Below are 20434 nucleotides of genomic sequence, written 5' to 3' on the forward strand. Positions count from 1 at the left end.
CTGTTTCGGAGGTGAGACATCGAACCGCGCGGTCGAGTCAGCGCATCGGCCCGTCGAGATCGGGACGCGATACGACAGTCGTCGAAATATTTCTCGCCGAACCGGTTCGAAGTCAGAGGTTTCGACGGATTTAACGTGTGGGATGGGGAAGCATTACGCGGTATGACGAAAGTTAGCGTGGTCGGCGCGGCCGGCACCGTCGGGGCCGCTGCGGGCTACAACATCGCGCTTCGGGACATCGCGGACGAGCTCGTCTTCGTGGACATTCCGGACAAGGAAGACGACACGATCGGACAGGCCGCCGACGCCAACCACGGCGCGGCCTACGACTCGAACACGACGATCCGACAGGGCGGCTACGAGGACACCGAAGGCTCGGACGTCGTCGTCATCACGGCCGGAATCCCGCGCCAGCCGGGCCAGACGCGGATCGATCTGGCAGGCGACAACGCCCCGATCATGGAGGACATCGGCTCCTCGATCGCCGAGCACAACGACGACTTCATCACGGTGACGACATCGAACCCCGTCGACCTACTGAACCGCCACCTCTACGAGACGGGCGACCGCGCCCGCGAGAAGGTGATCGGGTTCGGCGGCCGGCTCGACTCCGCTCGCTTTCGCTACGTGATCTCCAAGCGCTTCGACGCGCCGGTCCAGAACGTCGACGCGACGATCCTCGGCGAACACGGCGACGCGCAGGTCCCCGTCTTCTCCAAGGTCCGCGTCAACGGGCAGGACCCCGAGTTCGACGAGGACGAGCGCGAGGACCTGCTCGAAGAGCTCCAGACCTCGGCGATGAACGTCATCGAGAAGAAGGGCGCGACCCAGTGGGGGCCGGCGACCGGCGTCGGCCACATGGTCGAGGCCATCCTGCGCGACACCGGCGAAGTGCTCCCCGGCAGCGTGAAACTCGAGGGCGAGTTCGGCCACGAGGACACCGCCTTCGGCGTCCCCGTGAAGCTGGGCTCCGACGGCGTCGAGGAGATCGTCGAGTGGGACTTAACCGAGTTCGAGCGCAACCAGCTCGGCGAGGCCGCCGAGAAGCTTTCCGAACAGTACGACAAAATCTCGTAGACGGCGTTCCGAGACCGAGACAGTAGCCGTCTTTCGTTCTTTCTCGCGCCGCTCGAGTCGTCGTTACGGAATCAGTTGCTCGCCCTCGTCGTCGTAGATGACGATCGCGTCCACGGGGCAGGATCGGGCGGCGAACTTCGCGTCGAGTTCCGCGCCCTCGGGGACCTCGCGGACGAACATCCCGTCCTCGACTTCCTCGCTGTCGGCGAGGATCGCTTTCCCCTTCGATTTGTCCTTCTCGAAGGCGTCCCACTCCGCGACGCACTGGAACATCCCGATACAGGTGTCCTCGTCGAATTCGACTTTCATGGCCGGAGGTTCGGTCGATCGCGGTAAATCGTTAGCGGTCGTCGACCGTGTGGTGTGTTAGTCGGAACCATTTGTCAGCACAGATCTATTATCGAGGGCGGTATCGACACGAACATGGCGCGGGATCGGACCGAGTCGTCCGCGGAACCGAACCGACAGTTTACTCGAGCGGACCCGCTGGGACGGGCGATGCTCGCACACTGGCGGGACGAGCCGGGACGGTTGACCTATCGCGACGGGGCAGAGACACAGGACGGCAACGTCGCCGAGTTCTACTTCTCGAGCCCTGAGTCGTGGGAGGCGAAGACGATCGACCGACTGGAGCGACTCGCAGACGCCGAACCGGTCCTCGACGCGGGCTGCGGAGCGGGGAAACACCTCCTGTGGTGGGCCGATCGCGGGGTCGAAGCCACCGGCGTCGACGCGAGCCCGAACGCCGTCCTGACGGCCCGGGAGCGGTGCGAGGTCCGCAGGACCTCGAGGCGAAGTTGCGTGGAGCAACGCTCCACGTCCCGTTCGAGCGGGCTGCGAGGCGGCGATGCCGCCTCGAACGGGACGGCTTCGCCGTCCCCCAGCCCGCGAGAAGACAGCGAAGCCGCGGAGCGCGGACTCGAGGACGTTTTTGTCGGCGACATGTTCGATCTCCCGATCGAGCTGGGCGCGTTCGGGGCCGTCCACGCCGTCGGCACCCAGATCGGGCTCGGCCGGTCGCTAGCCGGCATCCGCGAGTTGCTCGGTGAATTCGCCCGCGTCACCGGCGACGAGGGGGTGGCCGTCGTCGACAACTACGATCCGTCGCGGGTGGGCGACGACTTCCTCGGCTACCGATCTGATCCCCGATCGGGGATCGCCCACCGGTGTTTCCACCTCGAGTACGAGTCTGCCGACGAGAGCGGCGAGCGCGGTCGGATAGTCGGCCGAACCCTGCAGTTTCTTCTGTGTTCACCGGCCCGCCTGCGCGAGGCGACAATCGACACGCCGTGGCTCGTGACCGACGTTCGTCGCCCGGGATCGGCCGGCCGCTATATCGCGTCGCTGGCGAAAGGGGAGTGAGCCTCGGAGACGCCAGCGCGACGGCTCGAGAGGACCGTCGTGCGGGCCGAGATGGTCGCGTTACCTCGGTGGGCGCCGCCGATCGTTCGTCTCCCGAGCGCGTCGCCGAACGCCGCCGAGCCCTCGAGACGATAGTTTAAACCGCGGGACGCGCCAAGGGCGGATAATGAATACCGAGGAGCTGACGGGGCTCCCGCCCGGTGCCGTCGACCACTTCCGGAGCGAGGGCATCGAGGAGCTCTACCCGCCCCAAGCCGAGGCGGTCGAGGCCGGGGCGACCGAGGGCGAGAACCTCGTGGCCGCCGTCCCCACCGCCAGCGGGAAGACGATGATCGCCGCGCTGTCGATGCTGTCGGCGGTCCAGCGCGGCGGGAAGGCGCTCTACATCGTCCCCCTGCGAGCGCTCGCCAGCGAGAAGAAAGCGGAGTTCGAGGCCTACGAGCAGTTCGGCGTGACGACGGGGGTCACGACCGGCAACTACGAGAGTACCAGCGACTGGCTCGCGACGAAGGACATCGTCGTCGCCACGAGCGAGAAGGTCGACTCGCTCGTGCGAAACGGAGCCGACTGGCTCTCGGATCTCACCTGCGTCGTCTCGGACGAGGTCCACCTGATCGACGACCGGAATCGAGGGCCGACGCTCGAGGTGACCCTCGCCAAACTCAGGAAGCTCAACCCGCGGATGCAGGTCGTCGCGCTCTCGGCGACGGTCGGCAACGCGGACGAGATCGCCGACTGGCTCGACGCCGCGCTGGTCGACACCGACTGGCGGCCGATCGACCTCCAGATGGGAGTCCACTACGGCAACGCCCTGAACTTCGACGACGGCTCGACCCGGGAGGTGCCCGTCGACGGCAGCGAAAAGCAAGAGGCCGCGCTCGTCCGCGATATCCTGCAGGAAGAGGGGTCTTCGCTCGTGTTCGTCAACTCCCGGCGGAACGCCGAGGCCGCCGCGCGGCGATTAGGACAGGTCTCGCGGAACGAACTGACCGCCGAGGAGCAGACCGAACTCGCGGCACTGGCCGACGAGATCCGAGACGACAGCGACACCGAGACGAGCAGGGATCTGGCCGAGGCCGTCGAACGCGGGTCGGCCTTCCACCACGCCGGCCTCTCGAGCAGCCAGCGGAGCCTCGTCGAGGACGCCTTTCGCGACCGGCTGCTGAAGGTGATTTCGGCGACGCCGACGCTCGCCGCGGGGGTCAATACCCCCGCCCGCCGCGTGATCGTCCGCGACTGGCGGCGCTTCGACCCCAGCGCCGGCGGCATGGCACCCTTGGACGTCCTCGAGGTCCACCAGATGATGGGGCGGGCGGGTCGGCCGGGGCTCGACCCCTACGGCGAGGCCGTCTTGCTCGCCAAGAGCCACGACGAGAGCGAGGAGCTGTTCGACCGCTACATCTGGGCCGATCCCGAACCGGTCCGGTCGAAGCTGGCGGCCGAACCCGCCCTGCGGACCCACGTCCTCGCGACCATCGCCTCCGGCTTCGCTCGCACCCGCAAGGGACTGCTCGAGTTCCTCGAGGCCACCCTCTACGCCAGCCAGTCGAGCGAACCGGGTCGGCTCGAGACGGTCACCGACACGGTACTCGAGTACCTCGAGTCGAACGATTTCATCGAGCGCGATACGGGCAGCGACGACAGCGAAGGCGCCGCCGACGGCGCGTTCACCACCGCGGCCGACCTCGAGAGCGGCGGCCGCGACGAGGAACTCGAGGCGACCAGCCTCGGTCACACCGTCTCGCGGCTCTATCTGGATCCGATGAGCGCCGCGGAGATCGTCCACGGCCTCGAGGACGCCGACGAACGTCCGACCGCGCTGGGGCTCTACCACCTCGTCTCGCGGACGCCGGACATGTACGAACTCTACCTGCGCTCCGGCGAGGACGAGCAGTACGGCGAACTCTACTACGAGCGCGAGGCCGAGTTGCTCGGCGACGCGCCCAGCGAGTACGAGGAAGACCGCTTCGAGGACTGGCTCGCCGCGCTCAAGACGGGCAAACTGCTCGAGGACTGGGCCGACGAAACGGACGAAGAGCGGATCACGGACCGGTACAAGATCGGGCCGGGCGACCTGCGCGGCAAGGTCGACACCGCGGAGTGGCTGCTCGGTGCGGCCGAGTCGCTGGCCGCCGAAATCGACAGCGAGTGGACCGTCGCCGTCCGCGAGGCCCGTGCCCGAGTCGAGCACGGCGTGAGTGAGGAATTACTCGAACTCGTCTCGGTCGGCGGCGTGGGCCGCAAGCGCGCCCGTCGCCTCTACGCGGCGGGAATCGAGGAACCCGCCGACCTCCGGACTGCAGACAAAGGGGTCGTTCTCACCGTCCTCAAAGGCGAGAAAACGGCCGAGACCATCCTCGAGAACGCCGGCCGGGAGGACCCCTCGATGGACGGCGTCGAGCCGGCATCGATGGGGTCGAGCAGCAGTGACACGACGGCGGCGAACTCGAGCGACGGTACGGCGACCGAGGGAACGGCGGAGGAGACGCCGACGGAAGACGACAGTCAGGCGAGTCTGGGTGATTTCTGATGGAGCTACTGGACTGCCGCCTCGAGATCGGCGATCTGGACGCGTTCGTGGCCGACCTCGGCGAGATCGACGACCGCAACGGCGTGACGATTCAAGCGTTCGACGCCCGCTACGTCGCCGATCGACGGCACCTCGAGCGGGCCGTCGAGTTCGCCGACCGCGCCATCGAACGCGGCGAGAACGTCGCCCGGGACCGCGCCGTCGAGATCCTGCTGTACGCCGCCGGTCGCCGACAGATCGACCGCGCCCTCGAGATGGGCGTCGGCGAGGGCGAGACCCGGGCGGTCGTGCTCGTCGACGACGATGGGAACGGCGACGCCGACGAAGCGGCCGCACTCGACGCGGTCGAACGCCTCGAGGCGTTCGAAGGGCGAGCGTCGACCCTCGAGACGCGGGATACCGAGACGCTCTGTGAGTTCTTCGAGATTCCCGCGGCCGAACGGGCGGCCACCGACGCGTCGTTGTCGGCGCTGGTTCGCGAGCGAGTCGCGCTGCTCGAAGTCAAAAAGTAGCCGGCAGAGCGAGCAGCCGCCGCGACTCGAGAGAGTCGACGCCACGCTCTTGTGCGACCCTGCCGACATCTAGCTATGGCCACCCCCGAGGACCCGCTCGAGATCGGCGGTATGACAGTCCCGAATCGGCTGTATCGTGCGCCGCTGCTCGAGTGTGCCGGCAACGGCCCCGACGCGGTCGACGCGCTGATCGACGACTTAGAGCCCGCGGCGGCGTCGGGTGTCGGACTCATCTGTCAGGGCGCGACGATCGTCCGCGGCGACGGCGGCTGTGCCGCGCCGGGGATGACCCGCGTCCACGATCCCGCGTTCGTCTCGCAACTGTCGCGACTGACCGATCGGATCCACGACCACGGGAGCCGGATCGTCGTCCAACTCGAGCACGGCGGCCTCCGGAGCATGGAGACGTGGCACGCCGAATACCGCGCGGAGAACCCTGACCTCGAGCAACTCGCCGTCTCGGAGCCACCGTGGCAGTTGCGGCTGCTCGACCGACTTGGGTTCCTCGAGTACGATCCGCACGTCCTCACGACCGCGGAGGTGTACGAGCTCGCGGCGGATTTCGGGCGCGCGGCGGCCCGCGCCGTCGAGGCGGGCTACGACGGGGTCCACCTCGCCGGGGCAAATATGGGGATCGTCCAGCAGTTCCTCTCGCCGTTTTACAACCGCCGCGACGACGAGTTCGGTGGCTCGCCCGAGGCCCGCCTGCAGTTCCTCGCGGTCGTCCACGACGAGATCCGCGACCGCGCCGGCGACGTGCCCCTGCTGACCAAGGTCCCGGCAGAGACCCCGGCGCCGCCGCGGCCGGTCGTCCGTCGAAAGCTGTCGCTCGAGGACGGCGTCGAAATCGCTCGCCGACTCGAGAAAATCGGTTACGACGCGGTCGTTCCGGTTCAGACATCGGTCGTCTGGGACATGAGCATCGTCCGCGGGGAGTACCCCGAGCGGGCGTGGACCAACGAGGGGCTGCAAGCGGAGTACGACGCGGCGTTCGGCGGCGCGGCGCGAAAGCGACTCGTCTCGTTGGCCAACCGAATTCAGTCGCTGCAGTACGATTTCGAACCCGCGTGGAACGCCGACTTCTGTCGGCGGGTTCGCGAGCAGGTTTCGATTCCTGTGCTGGCAGAAGGTGGTATTCGCGAGCGCGAAGAGATGGACCAGCTATTGGGAGGTGCGATCAACAAGAGTGAGAATCCCGAGACACCGGCCTGCGATATGGTCGGCATGGCCCGGCCCTTCTACGCCGAACCGCGGCTCGGGGCGCGGCTGCTCGAGACTGAGTCCGAGACCGAAAATCCGCGCGTGCTCTGTGAAAGTTGCAACAACTGTACGGTACCGCAGGTGACCGGCGCGCCGGGGATCTGCCGGACGCCTGCTGTGCTACGCAAGCGGGGCGACCTCGAGCGGGAGGGGGCGTACGACCGCTCCGAGCCGTGACGGTCAGCCGGAGAGGGTTCCGTCGGTCAGTTCCGCGAGGGTTCCCTCGACGGTATAGTCGGGCGCTTCGACTTTGAACTGCGAGTCCGTCGACCCCGCATAGTGTAACTGGAGCGTGTACGAGCCGTCGTCCTGGATCGGCGCCACTTCGACGCGGTTCTCACCGATCTGATCGAGTCGAACCATCTCACCGGCGTACTCGGAATCGGTCGTGCCGTCGATCTCGTACAGTTCCCATTCGGCGTCGATGGCCGACCCCTCGAGCGGGTAGCCGCCGTTAATCCATCCGCCGAGTCCCTGGTCGATCGCGTACGTGTGTTCGTATCCCGCGTCGATCAGGGAGGCGGCACGCTGAGAGGACAGGTGATGCGGACACGCACAGTAGGTGACGACCCGGGTATCGGTCGACCACTCCTCGACCGGATCGTCCTCGATGTCGCCGGCGTCCGCTGCCGGCGAGAAGACGGCGCCTTTGATCCGCCGTTCATCGTACTGGGTTCGAGTGCGCGCGTCGACGAACTTCGCCTCGTCGTTTTTGTACCACTCGTAGGCATCCTCGACTGGCACGAGCGGAACGTCGACTCCGCTGGGCGTCGGGTTCAGTTCGTAGTCGAATTCGTTGGCCGCTGTCGCGTCGCTATTGCCACCGAGACAGCCCGCGACCACGCCGACCGTCGTCGTCCCGCTAACGGCGAGGAACGTCCGTCGATTCATACGGACAGCTAACGAGGACAGGGAGATATGACTTCTGGTGACGCGAGAGTTACCGTGAGACCCCTTCGTTTCGACTGGAAACCGGGAGGTGGAACTGGTGAAGTGCTCGAGTCGAAACGGCAGAGAAGTAGTCCATCCTGGATTCGAACCAGGGTCGAAGCCCCCAGAAGGCTTCAGGATTGGCCGCTACCCCAATGGACTGACATGTTTCCGTCGACCTTCGTTTGCGACGGTGTATTGCAACATAGTTGGGTTCCGTATTAGAGTGTTACGAACTCGGCTGCAACTCCGAGAGCAAAACTGCCGCCGGTAGCGGAATTCAGATTCAGTCGTACTCAGAGGGGGAGGAACCGTAGTGCTCCTTTCGATGGCAGTTTGCACAGAGAACGATGCATTTCTCGATCTCGCTTTTGATTCGCTCTTTCGAGTAGCCGAAGGCGATCAGTTTCCCGACAGCCATCTCTTTTTCCGCCGCGTCGAGATGGTGGAAGTCGAGACAAGCGGGATCCGTCTCGTCACAACGAGTACAACCGCCACGCGCTCGCTGCAGTTCGTTTGCCCACGCTCTGTGTGACTCCCGCCGTTCGAGCGACCGCTCCGTGTTCCGGTCAGCGTGTTTGTAGTGCCACCGCTGGTCGACAGATAGGTCCTCCCACGACGTTCCGTCCGGAAGTTCAACATCGTCCGGTTTTGGCCCGACTCGAGACCCCCGCGAGTACGCAGTCTCGAGCCCTGCCATCTCTTTCGCGTCGTTCCAGCCGCCGCAGGTCCGAATGATCGTCGCGGACGCCGGCGTCAGGCCCAACTCCTCGTACTGCGCTTTCGTCGGCGACTCACCCAGTCGCTCGGCAGCCTCCCGGAGCGCCTCGAGGCACTTCGCCTCGGTGGTCATGCACCCGTTGGCCGCGGCATCCCGTATAAACCCTCGTCCGCGCTACGCTCCGAGACCAGCGAGAGAGCGGACGCGAACCGATACCCCTTTTCCGTTCTCTCGCGCACCTGCGAGTATGTACATCGGACGATTCGTCGTCGTCGGCCCCGAAGTTGGCGCGTATCGCGTCTCTTCGCGGTCGTTCCCGAACCGAGAGCTCACCGCTCGAGACGAGGCGCTCACCGTCGGTCCCACCGAGGACGCGCCGGAGACGGACAACCCCTACGTCTCCTACAACTGCCTGCGGATCGTCGAGACGCCGACGGGCGAGACGGCCGCGTTCGGCAACGGCTCGCACGTCGATCCGATCGCGGAGAAACTCGAGTTAGGGTATCCCGCCCGGGACGCGCTGGCCGAGAGCCTGCTGGCGCTGGATTACGAGAAAGACGACTACGACACGCCCCGGATCGCGGCGACGATCGGCGACGGCGAGGCGCTGATCGGAACCGTTCGCAAGGACGCGCTGCTGGTCGAGACCGTCGACGAGCCGACGCTAGTCGCGACCTACGAGACGGACTCGCCCGAGGCGTTCGAGTTCGAGGCCGACGACGCGGCGGCGGCCGCGAGCGAGGCCTACGACCTCGAGTTCGAACACGCGGTCTGTGCGGCCGGCGTCGCCCGGACCGAAGACGGGTTCGAAACGGCGATCGAGAACGGCGACTGATCGACGCGACGGCGCTGGCCGGTTCGCTCGAGGCAACGACTAACCTACAAACCCCTCGAGGCAGTTATCCTCGAGCATGAAGGTCGGACTCGTTTCGGACATTCACGGCAACCGGGTCGCGCTCGAGGCCGTCCTCGAGGACATGCCGCCGGTCGACGAACTGTACTGTGCGGGCGATGTCGTCGGCTACAACCCGTGGCCCGCCGACTGCGTCGACGAGTTGCGAGAGCGGGGCGTGCCGACGGTGATGGGAAACCACGACGCCGCCGTCGCCGCGGAGACGCCCTTCCGGTTCAACGGGATGGCAAAGGCAGGTGTCGACTACGCCGAGCAGGAGCTTTCGGACGACCAACTCGAGTGGGTCGGTTCCCTGCCGGCGGAGCGACTCGAGTGCGACGGCCGGGTGAAACTCGTCCACGGCCACCCGGACGATCCCGACCGGTACACTCGGTATACGTACCCGGAGGAGTTCTCGGCGCGGCTGCTCGGCGACGAGGACGTGCTGGTGCTCGGCCACACCCACGTGCAGGGCGCAAAGCAGTTCACGGAGGGGATCGTCGTCAATCCGGGCAGCGTCGGCCAGCCCCGCGACGGCGATCCGCGAGCAGGCTATGCGGTGCTCGATCTCGACGCGCTGACCGTCGACACCTATCGCGTCGAGTACGACATCGAGGCGGTCCAAGCGGCGGTCGACGAGGCAGGGTTGCCCGAACGCATCGGGACGCGACTCGCTCGAGGCAAGTAACCCGGCGGGGCCGACGCCGACGAAATCGACGTGGGGAGCCCGCCGTACGAGCGCGAATCCGCGGGATGCCGGAAACGAATCTTTTTACACTACCCCCACTGCTACGTTCGGATATGGTATCTACCGGCCCCACCGGGCGTCCCGACAGGAACTGTCCTCGTTACGCCGTGGGCCGGTGTTGTCGCTCGCCGACTCGTCCGTCGACTCGCGGCCAGCGTCGCATCGAGACCGCTCCTGCGAGGCCGATCGAGAGCGATGTTCGAACGCGTGCGTGAGGACGTGCGGGCGATGCGCGAGCGCGACCCCGCTGCGCAGGGCTGGCTCGAGGTCTGCCTCTGTTATCCGGGCCTGCACGCGGTCTGGGCCCACCGGCTCGCCCACCGCTGCTGGAGCGGCGGGGCCGGCCGTCGCCTGTTGGCGCGGCTGTTCTCCCACCTCGTTCGGCTGTTGACGGGCGTGGAGATCCACCCGGCCGCCGAGCTCGGCCGGCGGGTGACGATCGACCACGGAATGGGCGTCGTTATCGGCGAGACGGCCGAAATCGGCGACGACGTTCACATGTACCACGGCGTCACGCTCGGCGGCGACACCAACGCGCCGGTCAAGCGCCATCCGACGGTCGAGGACGGCGCGCAGTTAGGCGCGAACGCGACGCTGTTGGGCGATATCACGATCGGCGAGGACGCCGCCGTCGGTGCCGGTTCGGTCGTCACCCGAGATGTCGAACCCGGCGCGACCGTCGTCGGCGTGCCGGCGGAGCGAGTCGACTAACCGAATGCTCTCGGCAACCGTTATCGATTCGAGACTTGGAGTTCTCAGTTATCACTGGGCAGGCGCGGAGCGAGGACCGACACCAACGCGTCCATGTCACGCGTCTGGTACCAGGCCGTCCCCGGGCCAGTGAACTCGAAGACGAGACCTTCCCCGCTCAGTAGGGTCGATTTGAGATTGCCGACCCGCCGGACCGAGTAGTCGACCTCGTCGTCCCAGGCGATCAGATGTTCGTTGTCCAAAACGTAGGACTCGCCGGCCGGCAGTTCGAGTTTCTCGAGACCACCGTATGCGTCGATGAAGGCCGTTCCGGTCCCTTTCAGTGCCAGTGGCGTCACGCTGGCCTCACCCAACATCGACTTGAGACCGCCGATCTCAGAGTCTATGTCGATACCCTCGGTTGCCGCGAGAAACGCCCCGTCGGTGGAGTACAGCGTCTCGTCCCGAAGCTCGTGGGGCATAATGTCGCCCGGTGACGGCGGAGCGAACGTTACCGTCCCCGGTTCGTCTTCGGCGGTGAATTCGTTGGCGAACGCCGACTCCCCACCCAGCAGCGACTTCGCCGAACTGAGGAGTCCGTCTCGACTCGTTCCGGTATCCATCGAGACGTTCGCAGAGTGACCGACCATCGCGCCCGGTTCGGCGATAACCGACTCGCCCGGCTCCAGTGTCACGATCAAGTGCGTGTACGACGGTTGGTGTGTAAACTCGTAGTCCATTGGAGGGTCTTGCCAGAGCGATTCGCCGTAGTGTTAATTAAATTACCGACTACCCGGTTCGACCACTGAACAGTTTACACACGTCGGGATCGGATCGAGTGCCAGCCCGTTTCTGAATACCGAAATCGCGCTACTCCCTACTGCTATCCACCGTGGGCCGCTCAGATCAGCGGTTCGACCAACTCCTCGCCTGCCTCGAGCAACTCCCCGACCCGATCCTCGTCGGCGGCTTCGGCGTAGACCCGCAACACGGGCTCGGTGCCGCTCGGTCGGACCAGCAGCCACGAGCCGTCGGCGAGTTGGAGTTTGAACCCGTCTGCGGTGTTGATATCTTCGACTGCCGTTCCGGCGACGGTCTCGGGAATCACGTCCTCGAGGTCGGCGAGCACCCGCGACTTCTCGTCGTCGAGGCAGTCGATGCTGATCTTGTCCTGGACGACGGTGCCGTGCTCGGAGAGGAGCCGATCGACCCGGTCGTCGAGCGGTTCCGCGGCGTGCATCGCGGCCGCGAGCACGGCCAAGAGAACGCCGTCTTTCTCGCGGACGTGGCCGCGAACGGTGAAGCCGCCGGACTCCTCGCCGCCGACCAAGGCGTCGCCGTCGGCCATCGCCTCGGCGACCCACTTGAAGCCGACCGGGACCTCGCGGACGGTCTCGCCGTGGGCCTCGGCGACCCGGTCGATCAGGAAGGTGGTCGAGACGGACCGGACCGCCGCGCCCGACGCGTCCTCGAGCAGGTAGTCGTAGAGGGCGGCGAAAAACAGGTTCTCGTCCAGATAGCCGCGTTCGGGCGTGACGATGGCGATCCGGTCGGCATCGCCGTCGTTAGCGATTCCGAGATCGACGTCGCTCCCGTCGTCGGTGACGGCCGCGATCAGGTCCGAGAGATTCTCCGCGGCGGGTTCGGGTGAGCCGCCGCCAAATTCGGGATCGCGCTCGCAGCGATAGCGCTCGAGGGTGGCGCCGGCGCGCTCGAGGAGGGCGTCGGTCGTCCCGCGGCCGCTGCCGTGCATGGCGTCGTAGGCGACGGAGAGCCCGGAGAGATCGGCGCTGCCGGTGATCGACTCGACCAACTCGAGGGCGGCGTCGGCGTGTGGCTCGGCGAAGTCGACCTCGCGAGCGGTCCCGTGCTCGGCCTCGGGGAGCGGGTCGGGTTCGGCGAGCCGATCCGCGATGGCGTCGGTGACGGCGGGGAGGGCCGGCGCGCCGTCCTCGGGGATGAACTTCACGCCGTTGTACTCCGGCGGGTTGTGGGAGGCGGTGATGACGAGCCCGCCAGCGAGGTCGCGGTCGACGATCGCGTAGGCGATCAGCGGCGTTGGCCGATCCCGATCGGACAGCAGGACGTCGAACCCGTTCGAACACAGCACCCGCGCCAGTTCCTCGGCGAACCCGCGCGAGGTCTCTCTGGCGTCGTACCCCACTGCGACCGGTCCCTCGAGTCCCTCGTCCGCGAGATACGTCGCGACCGCCTGCCCAACCATCCGAACGCGGGGAGCGGTGAACTCCTCGAGCGTCGCCCGCCAGCCGTCGGTGCCGAAGCTGATCGTCTCCATACTCCGGTGGTCGATGGCCGGCGCGAAAAAAGCGACGCTGGCGGGCAGAACGCGATAGCGACACTGTGACGCGAGGGATTCGATGGGTCGGTCCGCATCGTCACAACGTCGGCAATAGTATTTTCCGAATCGGTCGCGTACAGCGGGTTATGACGCCCTCCCCATCCGTCGTCGCCGTCAGCGGCAGCCTCCGCGAGGAGAGCTACACGCGAACGGCGCTGAAGTACGTCCTCCGAGCGGCCGAGGAAGCCGGTGCCGAGACGACGCTCCTCGACCTGCGAGAGTACGACCTCCCCGTCTACGATCCCGATATCGGCGAACAGGGCGACAGCGAGGCGGTGACCCGCCTCGTTCGCGAGGCCGACGCCGTCGTCCTCGGGACGCCGGTCTATCACGGCTCGTACTCGGGCGCACTGAAGAACTTCCACGACTACTGCGGCTTCGACGAGTACGAGGAGACGACCGTCGGGCTGCTGGCGACCGCCGGCGGCGGGAGCTACGGCTCGACGCTCGATCACCTCCGGATCACCGTCCGCGGCGTCCACGGCTGGGTCCTCCCCCATCAGGTCGGGCTCCGAAACGCGTCCGAAAAGTTCGAAACCGATCCGGACGCGATCGACGGCCGCCGGTTCCGCGACCCCGAACTCCGGGACCGCGTCGAGAAACTCGGCCGGATGATCGCCGAGTACGCCTTTATCGATCCCAGCGTCACGTCGTCGCGATCCGCGGCAGCCGACGACTGAGTTCCGGCTCGAGTCGCCGGTCACTGGTCAGCAGCGGTCGACCAGTGCGAGTCAGGCGTCGACGTCGGCGAGGCGCTGTTCGAAGAGTCGCTCGCCCGTCTCCTCGCAGGTGACCGCGACGACCTCGTGGGAGCTACAGCAGGATTCGACGACCTCCTCGCCCATCCGTACGTCGCCGCCGGACGGACACGTCTCGAGGAACATGCGGAGACCGTTCAGGACCTCGCCTTTCGTCTCGGGGTCGAAGGCATCCCAGTCGTCGACCCACGTCTCGAGGGTTCGGCTCGCGGCGACGTCAGCGATCAGTGCGGCACGCGAGGGCCACCGGCCGGCCGCACCCGACTGCGATAGGAGAACGCGGCCCTCGCCACGGGTCTCGAGTTCGAACGCGTCGGGATCGGCGTCGAACCCGAAGGCATCGACGGCCGCCACGGCGTCGACGTCCGACTCCTCGAGGGGCTCGATTTCGTCGAACCAGGCGGTCTCGAAATCGTCGGTGAGACAGAGGTCGTCTCGGTCCGAACACGGCTCGAGGACGCCGTGCTCGAGGAAGAACGTCTCGAGGTCGAGAGCCGCTCGTTCGCCAGCGGGATCGCTGGTGGTGACAGTCGCATCGTCCGCGTCGGGCGTATCGGCAACACTGCTCTCGTCGAACGAGGTCACGTCGTCGGCCGCACCGGTGCCGCTCGTCGCGTCGGTTTCGCCGGCGGATCGAGCGGGCTCGGGGGCATCAGCCGAGACGGTATCGACGGATCCGAGGCCGCTCGCGACATCGGGTTCGGGATCCTTGCCGAACCAGCGCAGGACCTCGGGCGGGAGATACCGCTTGGTCAGCGTCGGCGTGCCCGGAACGAGGTAGCCGCGGAGGTAGATCAGCGCGATCGAGACGCCGGCGGCGAGGAGGCCACCGACTCGGGATTTGCGCGCGATGGCAGTGCTGACCACCGCTGCGATACCGAGGTTCAGGACGGTACAGGGTTCACACCGGTTCTCGCCGGTGTACTCGGGTTGTTTGAGATCGTCGACGATGTCGGGTTCCATCTCAGGGTACCTATCACACCGGGATCACATCTATTTTTCGGATGTGATGGATGATATAATAGCGGACAGCGGCGCTTCATCCCTCGACCGGGCGGAGCCTCACTCGAGGCCGACGAGTCGTTCCTTCCGGGCGCGGCTCAGTTGCTTGATCTCGTACTCGCGGGACATCGCGGCGGATTTGGAGTCGAATCGCTCGTGGTATCGGAGTTCGACCGGCGTCCGTCCGCGGGTGTACTTCGCGCCCTCGCCGGCGTCGTGTTCGGCGACGCGTCGCTCGAGATCAGTCGTGTAGCCGGTGTAGAGCGAGCCGTCGGCACATTCGAGGACGTAGACGACGTGATCGGCCATCGCTCGTGGGCAGGTGTGGGACGGTAAAAAGCGACTCGTCCGAGGGGGCGTGTGGTTGTCGGTCGCGATGCGTCAGGCGCCGCGGGCGCGCTCTTTTGCGGCTTCCGCGATTCCGGCGTTGGCCGAACAGCTCACGCAGGCGTGGATTTCGCCGTGTTCGTCGGCGAAGACGCGTGCGAACCGTTCGGAGACGTGCGCGCCGCAGTGATCACACTTGGGCATTGGTCACACCGGCCGAAGCCGGTACCTCGGACTACTGGGCGAACGAATAAATAACCTTCTCCATACACTGTTTGGCTTTTCGGTTATGAAAAGGATTTTTCCGAAAGGGTGTGTCCGAGTCAGTCTCGAGCGGCGTCGATCGCCCGCGCGATCAGGGTCGCCTGCGCGCCGGCGACGAACCCCGCATCGATGTTGACGACCGACAGCACGGTACAGGACTGGAGCAGTCCGGCCAGTGCCGCTTCGCCGTCGCCGGCGTGACCGTAGCCGCTCGAGACGGGGACGCCGATAACCGGCGTGTCGACGAGACCCGCGATGACGGTCGGCAGCGCACCCTCCCGTCCGGCAGCGACGATGAGAACGTCCGCCTCGCGGAGCCGGTCGAGTTGGTCGAGGGTCCGTGAAAGCGCCGCGACCCCGATGTCGTCGACCCGATCGACCGTCGCGCCGGCGTCCAGACAGACGGCCGCCGCCTCGTCGGCGACCGGCCCGTCGACCGTTCCGCCGGTGGCGATCCCGACCGTCGCGTCCAGCGACGGCTGCTCGTAGTCGGGCGTCGTGATGCGGACCGTCGCGCTCCGGCGATCGATCGTCGCGTCGGGGACGGCGTCCCCGAGGTGGGACTCGAGGGCGTCGAACTGCGAGTCGGAGAGCCGGGTGAGCAACGCCCGACCCGTCGTCTCGAGGGCGGTCTCGGCGAGTGCGGCGACCTGTTCGGCCGATTTGCCCTCCGCGAGGATCGCCTCCGGAATCCCGCGGCGCTGCTCGCGAGCGGCGTCGAATCGACCCGCCTCGCCGACCACGTACCCCCTGAGTTCGGCTTCGGCCTGTGCCGGCGACAGCGAGCCGTCGGCCACGGCCTCGAGGAGTTCGCGCATGGTCGTCCTCGGCGGTCGACGCACTCGAATCCGTCGACCCGGCCTCGACTCCTCGGACGGTACTCGTTCCCAATCGTACGGATCGCTGAACGTGCGCGCCAGCCCCGGAGGCCCGCGCGCGACCCGAATGCCGGGGCTCGATCGGCCCGAAATTCGGGGCGGCAATTCATCCGACATATACTTTCCGGTGGTTTTGGTACCCGAAACAGGCGAATCAACCGCTGCAACCCCCGTATTTCCACGACTAACCAAAACCGTTATATGAGGTAACGCGAAACGGGTACATCGTATGGCAGATCTTATCGTCAAAGCCGCCGTCAAGGAAGCGCTCGATGACAAAAACGTAGCTTCGGACTTCTACGACGCACTCGACGAGGAAGTCGACGAACTGCTCGAAGACGCCGCCCGACGCGCAGAGGCCAACGACCGGAAGACGGTCCAGCCCCGCGACCTGTAAGGCACGATCGCTTGCGATTTTTTCGGACGCTACTCGGATAGCGACGCGTCCAGTCGGCCACGGGACGTTCGGCGGTCTGGCACCCGGCTGCCGGCTCGAGTTTTTTGCCACTCGCCGTGGTAGGTGCGATACATGTTGCGCAAACTCCTGATCGGCTTCGGACTCGCCGAGATCGCCAAGCCGGAACCGATCATCGGACTGTGCGAACGGATCGGACTGCGAAACCCGTCGGAAACCCGGCGACGACCGCTGGCGCGTACCGGCGCGCGACTCGAGGGATTGCTCTTCGTCTGGCTGCTGGTCCGCGGCCGGAAGGGATCGACGCTCGTCACCGGAGTGCTCGGGCTCGCCGGCCTGACGCTCGTCTTGGTTCCGCAGCCGATCATCGAACTCAGTCAGTATCTGGTCTACGCGAATACCGACGATCTCGAACTGCAACCGTGGGTCGTGCCCGCGGCGCGGCTGCTCGGCGTGCTCTATCTCACCGTGACCCTGCTCTCGCGGAGCACGGGCGAGGAGCCGACGGCGTCCGCGAGCGAGACCGACGCGGATCCGTCCTCGAGCCGGCTACGGCTCCGCTCGAGTTGACGACGACCGTCACGAGCCATGCGACGATTACTGGCGATCGGGTTCGCCGTCCTCGAAATCGTCGCCCCGAGACAGATCATCGAGATGGGCGAGCGGATCGCGTTCACAGACCCCGGCGCAGGACGGCTGCGACCGTGGACGGTTCCGATGGCTCGACTCGAGGGGGTGGCGTTCGTCTGGCTGCTCGGTCGTGACGACGGCGTCCCGGCACGTATCGAGACCGCGCTCGCGGTCGTCAGGTTCGTACTGGCGCTGTTCCCGCGAACGGTCGTCGAACGCAGTCTCGAGGTGACCTACGAGAACGCAGACGAGCTCGAGTTGAAACGATGGGTCGTGCCCGCGACCCGCCTACTGGGGGCGATGTACGTGATCGCCGGACTGTTCGCACGGCCGGTCGGCACCCCCGCGGATGAAGCGGCGTGACGCTGTGAACGAGTCTGATCCGGTCGGTGACGGGCGAAGAACGTGTCAGTAGCGGCGGACCTCGACACCGTCGTCGGTGCCGATGTAGGTCGCGTCGGCCACCCCGACGAACAGGCCGTGTTCCACGACGCCCGGCATCTCCGAGAGTTTCGTCGCCAGCGCGTCGGGGTCGTCGATCGGACCGAACGCGCAGTCGAGCACCAGATTCCCGTTGTCGGTCACGACCGGGCCGTCCTTTCGCTCTGCGGTTCGAAGTGCCGGTTCGCCGTCCATCGCTTCGATTCGGCCCGCCACGGTGGTGTGGGCATCGGGAAGCACCTCGACCGGCACCGACCGCTCGAGCCGGTCGGTCAGCTTCGAGGGATCGGCGACGACGACGAACCGGTCCGCCGCTGTATCCACGAGTTTCTCGCGCGCGTGGGCCGCACCGCCGCCCTTGATGAGCGCGCCGTGAGCGGCGGCGTCGGGGTCGTCGACCACCTGATCAGTGCCGTCGATCGCGAGGTCGACGCCGTCGACCGCGTCGAGTTCGGTCAGGGGGATGCCGACCTCGAGGGCTACCTGACGGGACTGAAACGAGGTCGGAATGCCGCGGACCTCGAGGCCGTCGTCGACGGCCCGGCCGATCGCCCGGATCGCGTGGGCGGTCGTCGAACCGGTGCCGAGCCCGACGACGAACCCGTCCTCGACTGCCTCGGCCGCACGTTCGCCGGCGCGGCGCTTCGCTGCGTCGGAACCGCCCTCCGTCTTCATGGTTTCTCAAGCGAGCGGCGGCGTGAAAAACGTTGTAACTCGGCCCCGGTTCAGAGGTCGACGCCGTCGAACCACAAGAGACCGAGTCCGAGGGGGACAACCGCCCAGATCGCGAGGATGACGAAGCCGAACCACGGCTCGGCGACGAGTGGCAGGCTCTCGATGGGTGACGCCTGTGTCGACGTTTCGGACATGAAGACACTGATGGCGGAGCCGTACGCTGCCTCCGGGCGGAGCGAAAGGAAGGCGAGATACCAGTCGGGGAACGACTCCATAAGAAGCGATCCCTCGACGGCATAGAGCAGGATCTGCGCGATGATACTCCAGAGGAGTTTGAACAGGACGACGATGCTGATCGCACCGACCGCCGCTCTGGTCGTCGACCGCGTCATCGAGGAGAGACCGACGCCGAGACAGACGTAGACGAACCCGAACAGTATCGTCACGGCGGTAAAGGCGACGTAGTCGGGGATCGAGACCGAGCCGACGAACGCGAAGAGGCCGATCAGACCGACGGCAAAGCCGATCAGAATCGAGACGGCCACCACGCCCGTCCGACCGAGCACCTTCCCGAGGACGACGTCCCGACGCCGGTGGGGGAGCCCGAGCAGGAACTTCAGGCTCCCGCTCTCTCGCTCGCCGGCGATCGCCCCGTAGCCGATGATCAGGGCGATGATCGGGACGAGAAAGCCGGCCGGTGTCTGTAAGGCGAGGATCAGTTCGATCGTCGACTCCGCACCGCCCTCCTCGAACAGCTCCGAGAGCCGCGAGGCGAGGAACGCGCCGCCGGCGGTAAACAGGGCGAACAGCACGGTCAGCCCGATCAGCACGCGCGATCGAACGGCGTCCCTGAAGTCCTTCTTCGCGACGGTGATCGCGCTCATCGGACGGCCCTCGTGCTGTCGGCAGTATCGGACGTGTAGGCCACGAACAGGTCCTCGAGCGAGGACTCGTCGGTTGCGAAGTCCTCGACGGACACGCCGATGTCCTCGATCGCCCGCAACACGCGCGTCTTCGCGCTGTCCTCGCAGGCGACCACGAGGGTTCTCCCCTCCGGCGTTACCGACGAGACGCCCTCGATGGCCTCGATCGTCTCGAGGGCGGCCGACGAGTCGTCGGGGATTCGGTCGAGCGTCACCCGGAGTCGCGTCTGGTTCGGCATGGAGTCGCGGAGGCCCTCGACGGTGTCCTCCGCGATCAGGTGCCCGTCTCGGAGGATGCCGACGCGGTTACAGACCGACTCGACCTGCCCGAGGACGTGCGAGGAGAAGAAGACGGTCGCGCCCCGTTCGTTCTCCTCGCGGATGATCTCACGCATCTCGCGGGCCCCGTTCGGATCGAGTCCGGTGGAGGGCTCGTCCAGAATCAGCAGGTCGGGCTCGCCGACCAGCGCCGTCGCGAGCATGAGTCGCTGGGCCATCCCCTTCGAGTAGCCGCCGGCTTTCTTCTCGGCCGCGTCGGCGATACCGACCCGCGCTAAGAGTTCGTCGGGGTCGTCGTCGGCCCGTTTCGATTCGATCGCGAACTCGACGTGCTGGCGGCCGGTCAGGCGATCGTAGAGTTCGGCACCCTCGGGGAGGATGCCGGTTCGGTTGCGGATCTCGAGGCTGTCCGCCTGCGCGTCGAGGTCGAACACGCGCACGTCTCCCTGTGTCGGCCGAATGAAATCGAGCACGAGGTTGATCGTCGTGGACTTCCCCGCACCGTTCGGGCCGAGGAAGCCGTAGATGTCTCCGTTTTCGACGGAGAGATCTAAGCCGTCGAGCGCCGTTTCGCTCCCGTACCGTTTCGTCACACCGGAGATGTCGATTGTAGCCATAGTTCAATTATCGTACTAGAATAGGACCTCATACAAATAGCTTGTTTGGGTAACTATCACTCGCTGAACCCGGATCGACCCGCGACCTTCTATCGGCTGGTCGAACACAGTCTTTGATGGGATCGCAGTTCGAATATCACTGCC

At 66.3% G+C, this 20434-nt stretch carries 24 protein-coding genes and 1 tRNA gene; 12 read left to right on the forward strand and 13 right to left on the reverse strand.

Annotation, left to right across the window (positions count from 1 at the left end):
* The first annotated feature begins 162 nt into the window (after nucleotides 1-162).
* Nucleotides 163-1077 carry a malate dehydrogenase gene (gene mdh / locus ACT4ML_RS10940; protein ID WP_444720897.1) on the forward strand — a complete coding sequence of 305 codons (915 nt, stop codon included), beginning with the start codon at nucleotides 163-165 and terminating at the stop codon, nucleotides 1075-1077.
* Nucleotides 1078-1140: 63 nt separating this feature from the next.
* On the opposite strand, the gene ACT4ML_RS10945 is transcribed toward mdh, so the two are convergent.
* A complete protein-coding gene (locus ACT4ML_RS10945) occupies nucleotides 1141-1386 on the reverse strand; it encodes a ferredoxin (RefSeq protein ID WP_444720898.1) in 246 nt (81 codons plus the stop codon).
* Nucleotides 1387-1500: 114 nt separating this feature from the next.
* Between ACT4ML_RS10945 and ACT4ML_RS10950 the strand changes: the two genes are divergently transcribed.
* The 4 genes from ACT4ML_RS10950 to ACT4ML_RS10965 all read left to right on the forward strand — a co-directional run bounded on the left by ACT4ML_RS10950 (nucleotide 1501) and on the right by ACT4ML_RS10965 (nucleotide 6918).
* Entirely contained in the window at nucleotides 1501-2439 is a 939-nt protein-coding gene (locus ACT4ML_RS10950; protein ID WP_444720899.1) for a class I SAM-dependent methyltransferase, read from the forward strand.
* Between the two features lie 166 nt (nucleotides 2440-2605).
* Nucleotides 2606-4969, forward strand: coding sequence for an ATP-dependent DNA helicase (locus tag ACT4ML_RS10955; protein WP_444720900.1), 2364 nt, complete (start codon nucleotides 2606-2608; stop codon nucleotides 4967-4969).
* Nucleotides 4969-5481: a KEOPS complex subunit Cgi121 gene (gene cgi121 / locus ACT4ML_RS10960; protein WP_444720901.1), complete on the forward strand. Its 513-nt coding sequence runs from the start codon at nucleotides 4969-4971 to the stop codon at nucleotides 5479-5481. The genes ACT4ML_RS10955 and cgi121 overlap by 1 nt, the downstream gene beginning before the upstream one ends.
* Before the next feature lie 75 nt (nucleotides 5482-5556).
* The gene (locus ACT4ML_RS10965; protein ID WP_444720902.1) at nucleotides 5557-6918 is read left to right on the forward strand and encodes an oxidoreductase; all 1362 of its coding nucleotides are present in this window, start codon (nucleotides 5557-5559) and stop codon (nucleotides 6916-6918) included.
* Between the two features lie 3 nt (nucleotides 6919-6921).
* Here ACT4ML_RS10965 and ACT4ML_RS10970 read toward each other — a convergent pair whose 3' ends face one another.
* From ACT4ML_RS10970 to ACT4ML_RS10980, 3 genes are all read right to left on the reverse strand, one after another.
* A complete protein-coding gene (locus tag ACT4ML_RS10970) occupies nucleotides 6922-7632 on the reverse strand; it encodes a rhodanese-like domain-containing protein (RefSeq protein ID WP_444720903.1) in 711 nt (236 codons plus the stop codon).
* A 128-nt stretch (nucleotides 7633-7760) separates the two neighbouring features.
* Nucleotides 7761-7833: transfer RNA gene (locus ACT4ML_RS10975), tRNA-Gln, on the reverse strand.
* Nucleotides 7834-7957: 124 nt separating this feature from the next.
* Complete coding sequence (locus ACT4ML_RS10980) at nucleotides 7958-8524, reverse strand: homing endonuclease associated repeat-containing protein (RefSeq protein WP_444720904.1); 567 nt, start codon at nucleotides 8522-8524, stop codon at nucleotides 7958-7960.
* A gap of 115 nt (nucleotides 8525-8639) precedes the next feature.
* Between ACT4ML_RS10980 and ACT4ML_RS10985 the strand changes: the two genes are divergently transcribed.
* From ACT4ML_RS10985 to cysE, 3 genes are all read left to right on the forward strand, one after another.
* A complete protein-coding gene (locus ACT4ML_RS10985; protein WP_138246647.1) occupies nucleotides 8640-9227 on the forward strand; it encodes an IMP cyclohydrolase in 588 nt (195 codons plus the stop codon).
* 76 nt (nucleotides 9228-9303) lie between these two features.
* Nucleotides 9304-9972 carry a metallophosphoesterase family protein gene (locus ACT4ML_RS10990; protein WP_444720905.1) on the forward strand — a complete coding sequence of 223 codons (669 nt, stop codon included), beginning with the start codon at nucleotides 9304-9306 and terminating at the stop codon, nucleotides 9970-9972.
* 255 nt (nucleotides 9973-10227) lie between these two features.
* Complete coding sequence (cysE, locus tag ACT4ML_RS10995) at nucleotides 10228-10743, forward strand: serine O-acetyltransferase (protein ID WP_444720906.1); 516 nt, start codon at nucleotides 10228-10230, stop codon at nucleotides 10741-10743.
* Between the two features lie 44 nt (nucleotides 10744-10787).
* Here cysE and ACT4ML_RS11000 read toward each other — a convergent pair whose 3' ends face one another.
* Nucleotides 10788-11462 carry a TIGR00266 family protein gene (locus ACT4ML_RS11000; RefSeq protein WP_444720907.1) on the reverse strand — a complete coding sequence of 225 codons (675 nt, stop codon included), beginning with the start codon at nucleotides 11460-11462 and terminating at the stop codon, nucleotides 10788-10790.
* 161 nt (nucleotides 11463-11623) lie between these two features.
* Complete coding sequence (locus ACT4ML_RS11005; protein ID WP_444720908.1) at nucleotides 11624-13018, reverse strand: phosphoglucomutase/phosphomannomutase family protein; 1395 nt, start codon at nucleotides 13016-13018, stop codon at nucleotides 11624-11626.
* A gap of 149 nt (nucleotides 13019-13167) precedes the next feature.
* On the opposite strand from ACT4ML_RS11005, the gene ACT4ML_RS11010 reads away from it, so the two are divergent.
* Nucleotides 13168-13761, forward strand: coding sequence for an NADPH-dependent FMN reductase (locus ACT4ML_RS11010; protein WP_444720909.1), 594 nt, complete (start codon nucleotides 13168-13170; stop codon nucleotides 13759-13761).
* Between the two features lie 51 nt (nucleotides 13762-13812).
* On the opposite strand, the gene ACT4ML_RS11015 is transcribed toward ACT4ML_RS11010, so the two are convergent.
* The 4 genes from ACT4ML_RS11015 to larB all read right to left on the reverse strand — a co-directional run bounded on the left by ACT4ML_RS11015 (nucleotide 13813) and on the right by larB (nucleotide 16250).
* Complete coding sequence (locus ACT4ML_RS11015; RefSeq protein ID WP_444720910.1) at nucleotides 13813-14802, reverse strand: hypothetical protein; 990 nt, start codon at nucleotides 14800-14802, stop codon at nucleotides 13813-13815.
* 99 nt (nucleotides 14803-14901) lie between these two features.
* The gene (locus ACT4ML_RS11020; RefSeq protein WP_444720911.1) at nucleotides 14902-15150 is read right to left on the reverse strand and encodes a GIY-YIG nuclease family protein; all 249 of its coding nucleotides are present in this window, start codon (nucleotides 15148-15150) and stop codon (nucleotides 14902-14904) included.
* 72 nt (nucleotides 15151-15222) lie between these two features.
* On the reverse strand, nucleotides 15223-15372 hold the full coding sequence (locus tag ACT4ML_RS11025; protein WP_175416473.1) for a DUF7563 family protein: 150 nt from the start codon (nucleotides 15370-15372) through the stop codon (nucleotides 15223-15225).
* A 119-nt stretch (nucleotides 15373-15491) separates the two neighbouring features.
* On the reverse strand, nucleotides 15492-16250 hold the full coding sequence (gene larB / locus ACT4ML_RS11030; RefSeq protein WP_138246655.1) for a nickel pincer cofactor biosynthesis protein LarB: 759 nt from the start codon (nucleotides 16248-16250) through the stop codon (nucleotides 15492-15494).
* Between the two features lie 289 nt (nucleotides 16251-16539).
* On the opposite strand from larB, the gene ACT4ML_RS11035 reads away from it, so the two are divergent.
* From ACT4ML_RS11035 to ACT4ML_RS11045, 3 genes are all read left to right on the forward strand, one after another.
* Nucleotides 16540-16707 carry a DUF1931 family protein gene (locus ACT4ML_RS11035; protein WP_004267503.1) on the forward strand — a complete coding sequence of 56 codons (168 nt, stop codon included), beginning with the start codon at nucleotides 16540-16542 and terminating at the stop codon, nucleotides 16705-16707.
* 132 nt (nucleotides 16708-16839) lie between these two features.
* Nucleotides 16840-17295: a hypothetical protein gene (locus tag ACT4ML_RS11040; RefSeq protein WP_444720912.1), complete on the forward strand. Its 456-nt coding sequence runs from the start codon at nucleotides 16840-16842 to the stop codon at nucleotides 17293-17295.
* Between the two features lie 18 nt (nucleotides 17296-17313).
* Nucleotides 17314-17718: a hypothetical protein gene (locus ACT4ML_RS11045; protein ID WP_444720913.1), complete on the forward strand. Its 405-nt coding sequence runs from the start codon at nucleotides 17314-17316 to the stop codon at nucleotides 17716-17718.
* Nucleotides 17719-17763: 45 nt separating this feature from the next.
* On the opposite strand, the gene rpiA is transcribed toward ACT4ML_RS11045, so the two are convergent.
* The 3 genes from rpiA to ACT4ML_RS11060 are packed head-to-tail and all read right to left on the reverse strand — an operon-like array spanning nucleotide 17764 to nucleotide 20290.
* A complete protein-coding gene (gene rpiA, locus ACT4ML_RS11050) occupies nucleotides 17764-18471 on the reverse strand; it encodes a ribose-5-phosphate isomerase RpiA (protein WP_444720914.1) in 708 nt (235 codons plus the stop codon).
* A 50-nt stretch (nucleotides 18472-18521) separates the two neighbouring features.
* On the reverse strand, nucleotides 18522-19355 hold the full coding sequence (locus ACT4ML_RS11055) for an ABC transporter permease (protein WP_444720915.1): 834 nt from the start codon (nucleotides 19353-19355) through the stop codon (nucleotides 18522-18524).
* On the reverse strand, nucleotides 19352-20290 hold the full coding sequence (locus ACT4ML_RS11060; protein WP_444720916.1) for an ATP-binding cassette domain-containing protein: 939 nt from the start codon (nucleotides 20288-20290) through the stop codon (nucleotides 19352-19354). Before ACT4ML_RS11060 ends, ACT4ML_RS11055 begins: the two co-directional genes overlap by 4 nt.
* Between the last annotated feature and the right edge of the window lie 144 nt (nucleotides 20291-20434).

The organism is Natrinema sp. LN54, assembly GCF_052439245.1.
Lineage (GTDB): Archaea > Halobacteriota > Halobacteria > Halobacteriales > Natrialbaceae > Natrinema > Natrinema versiforme_A.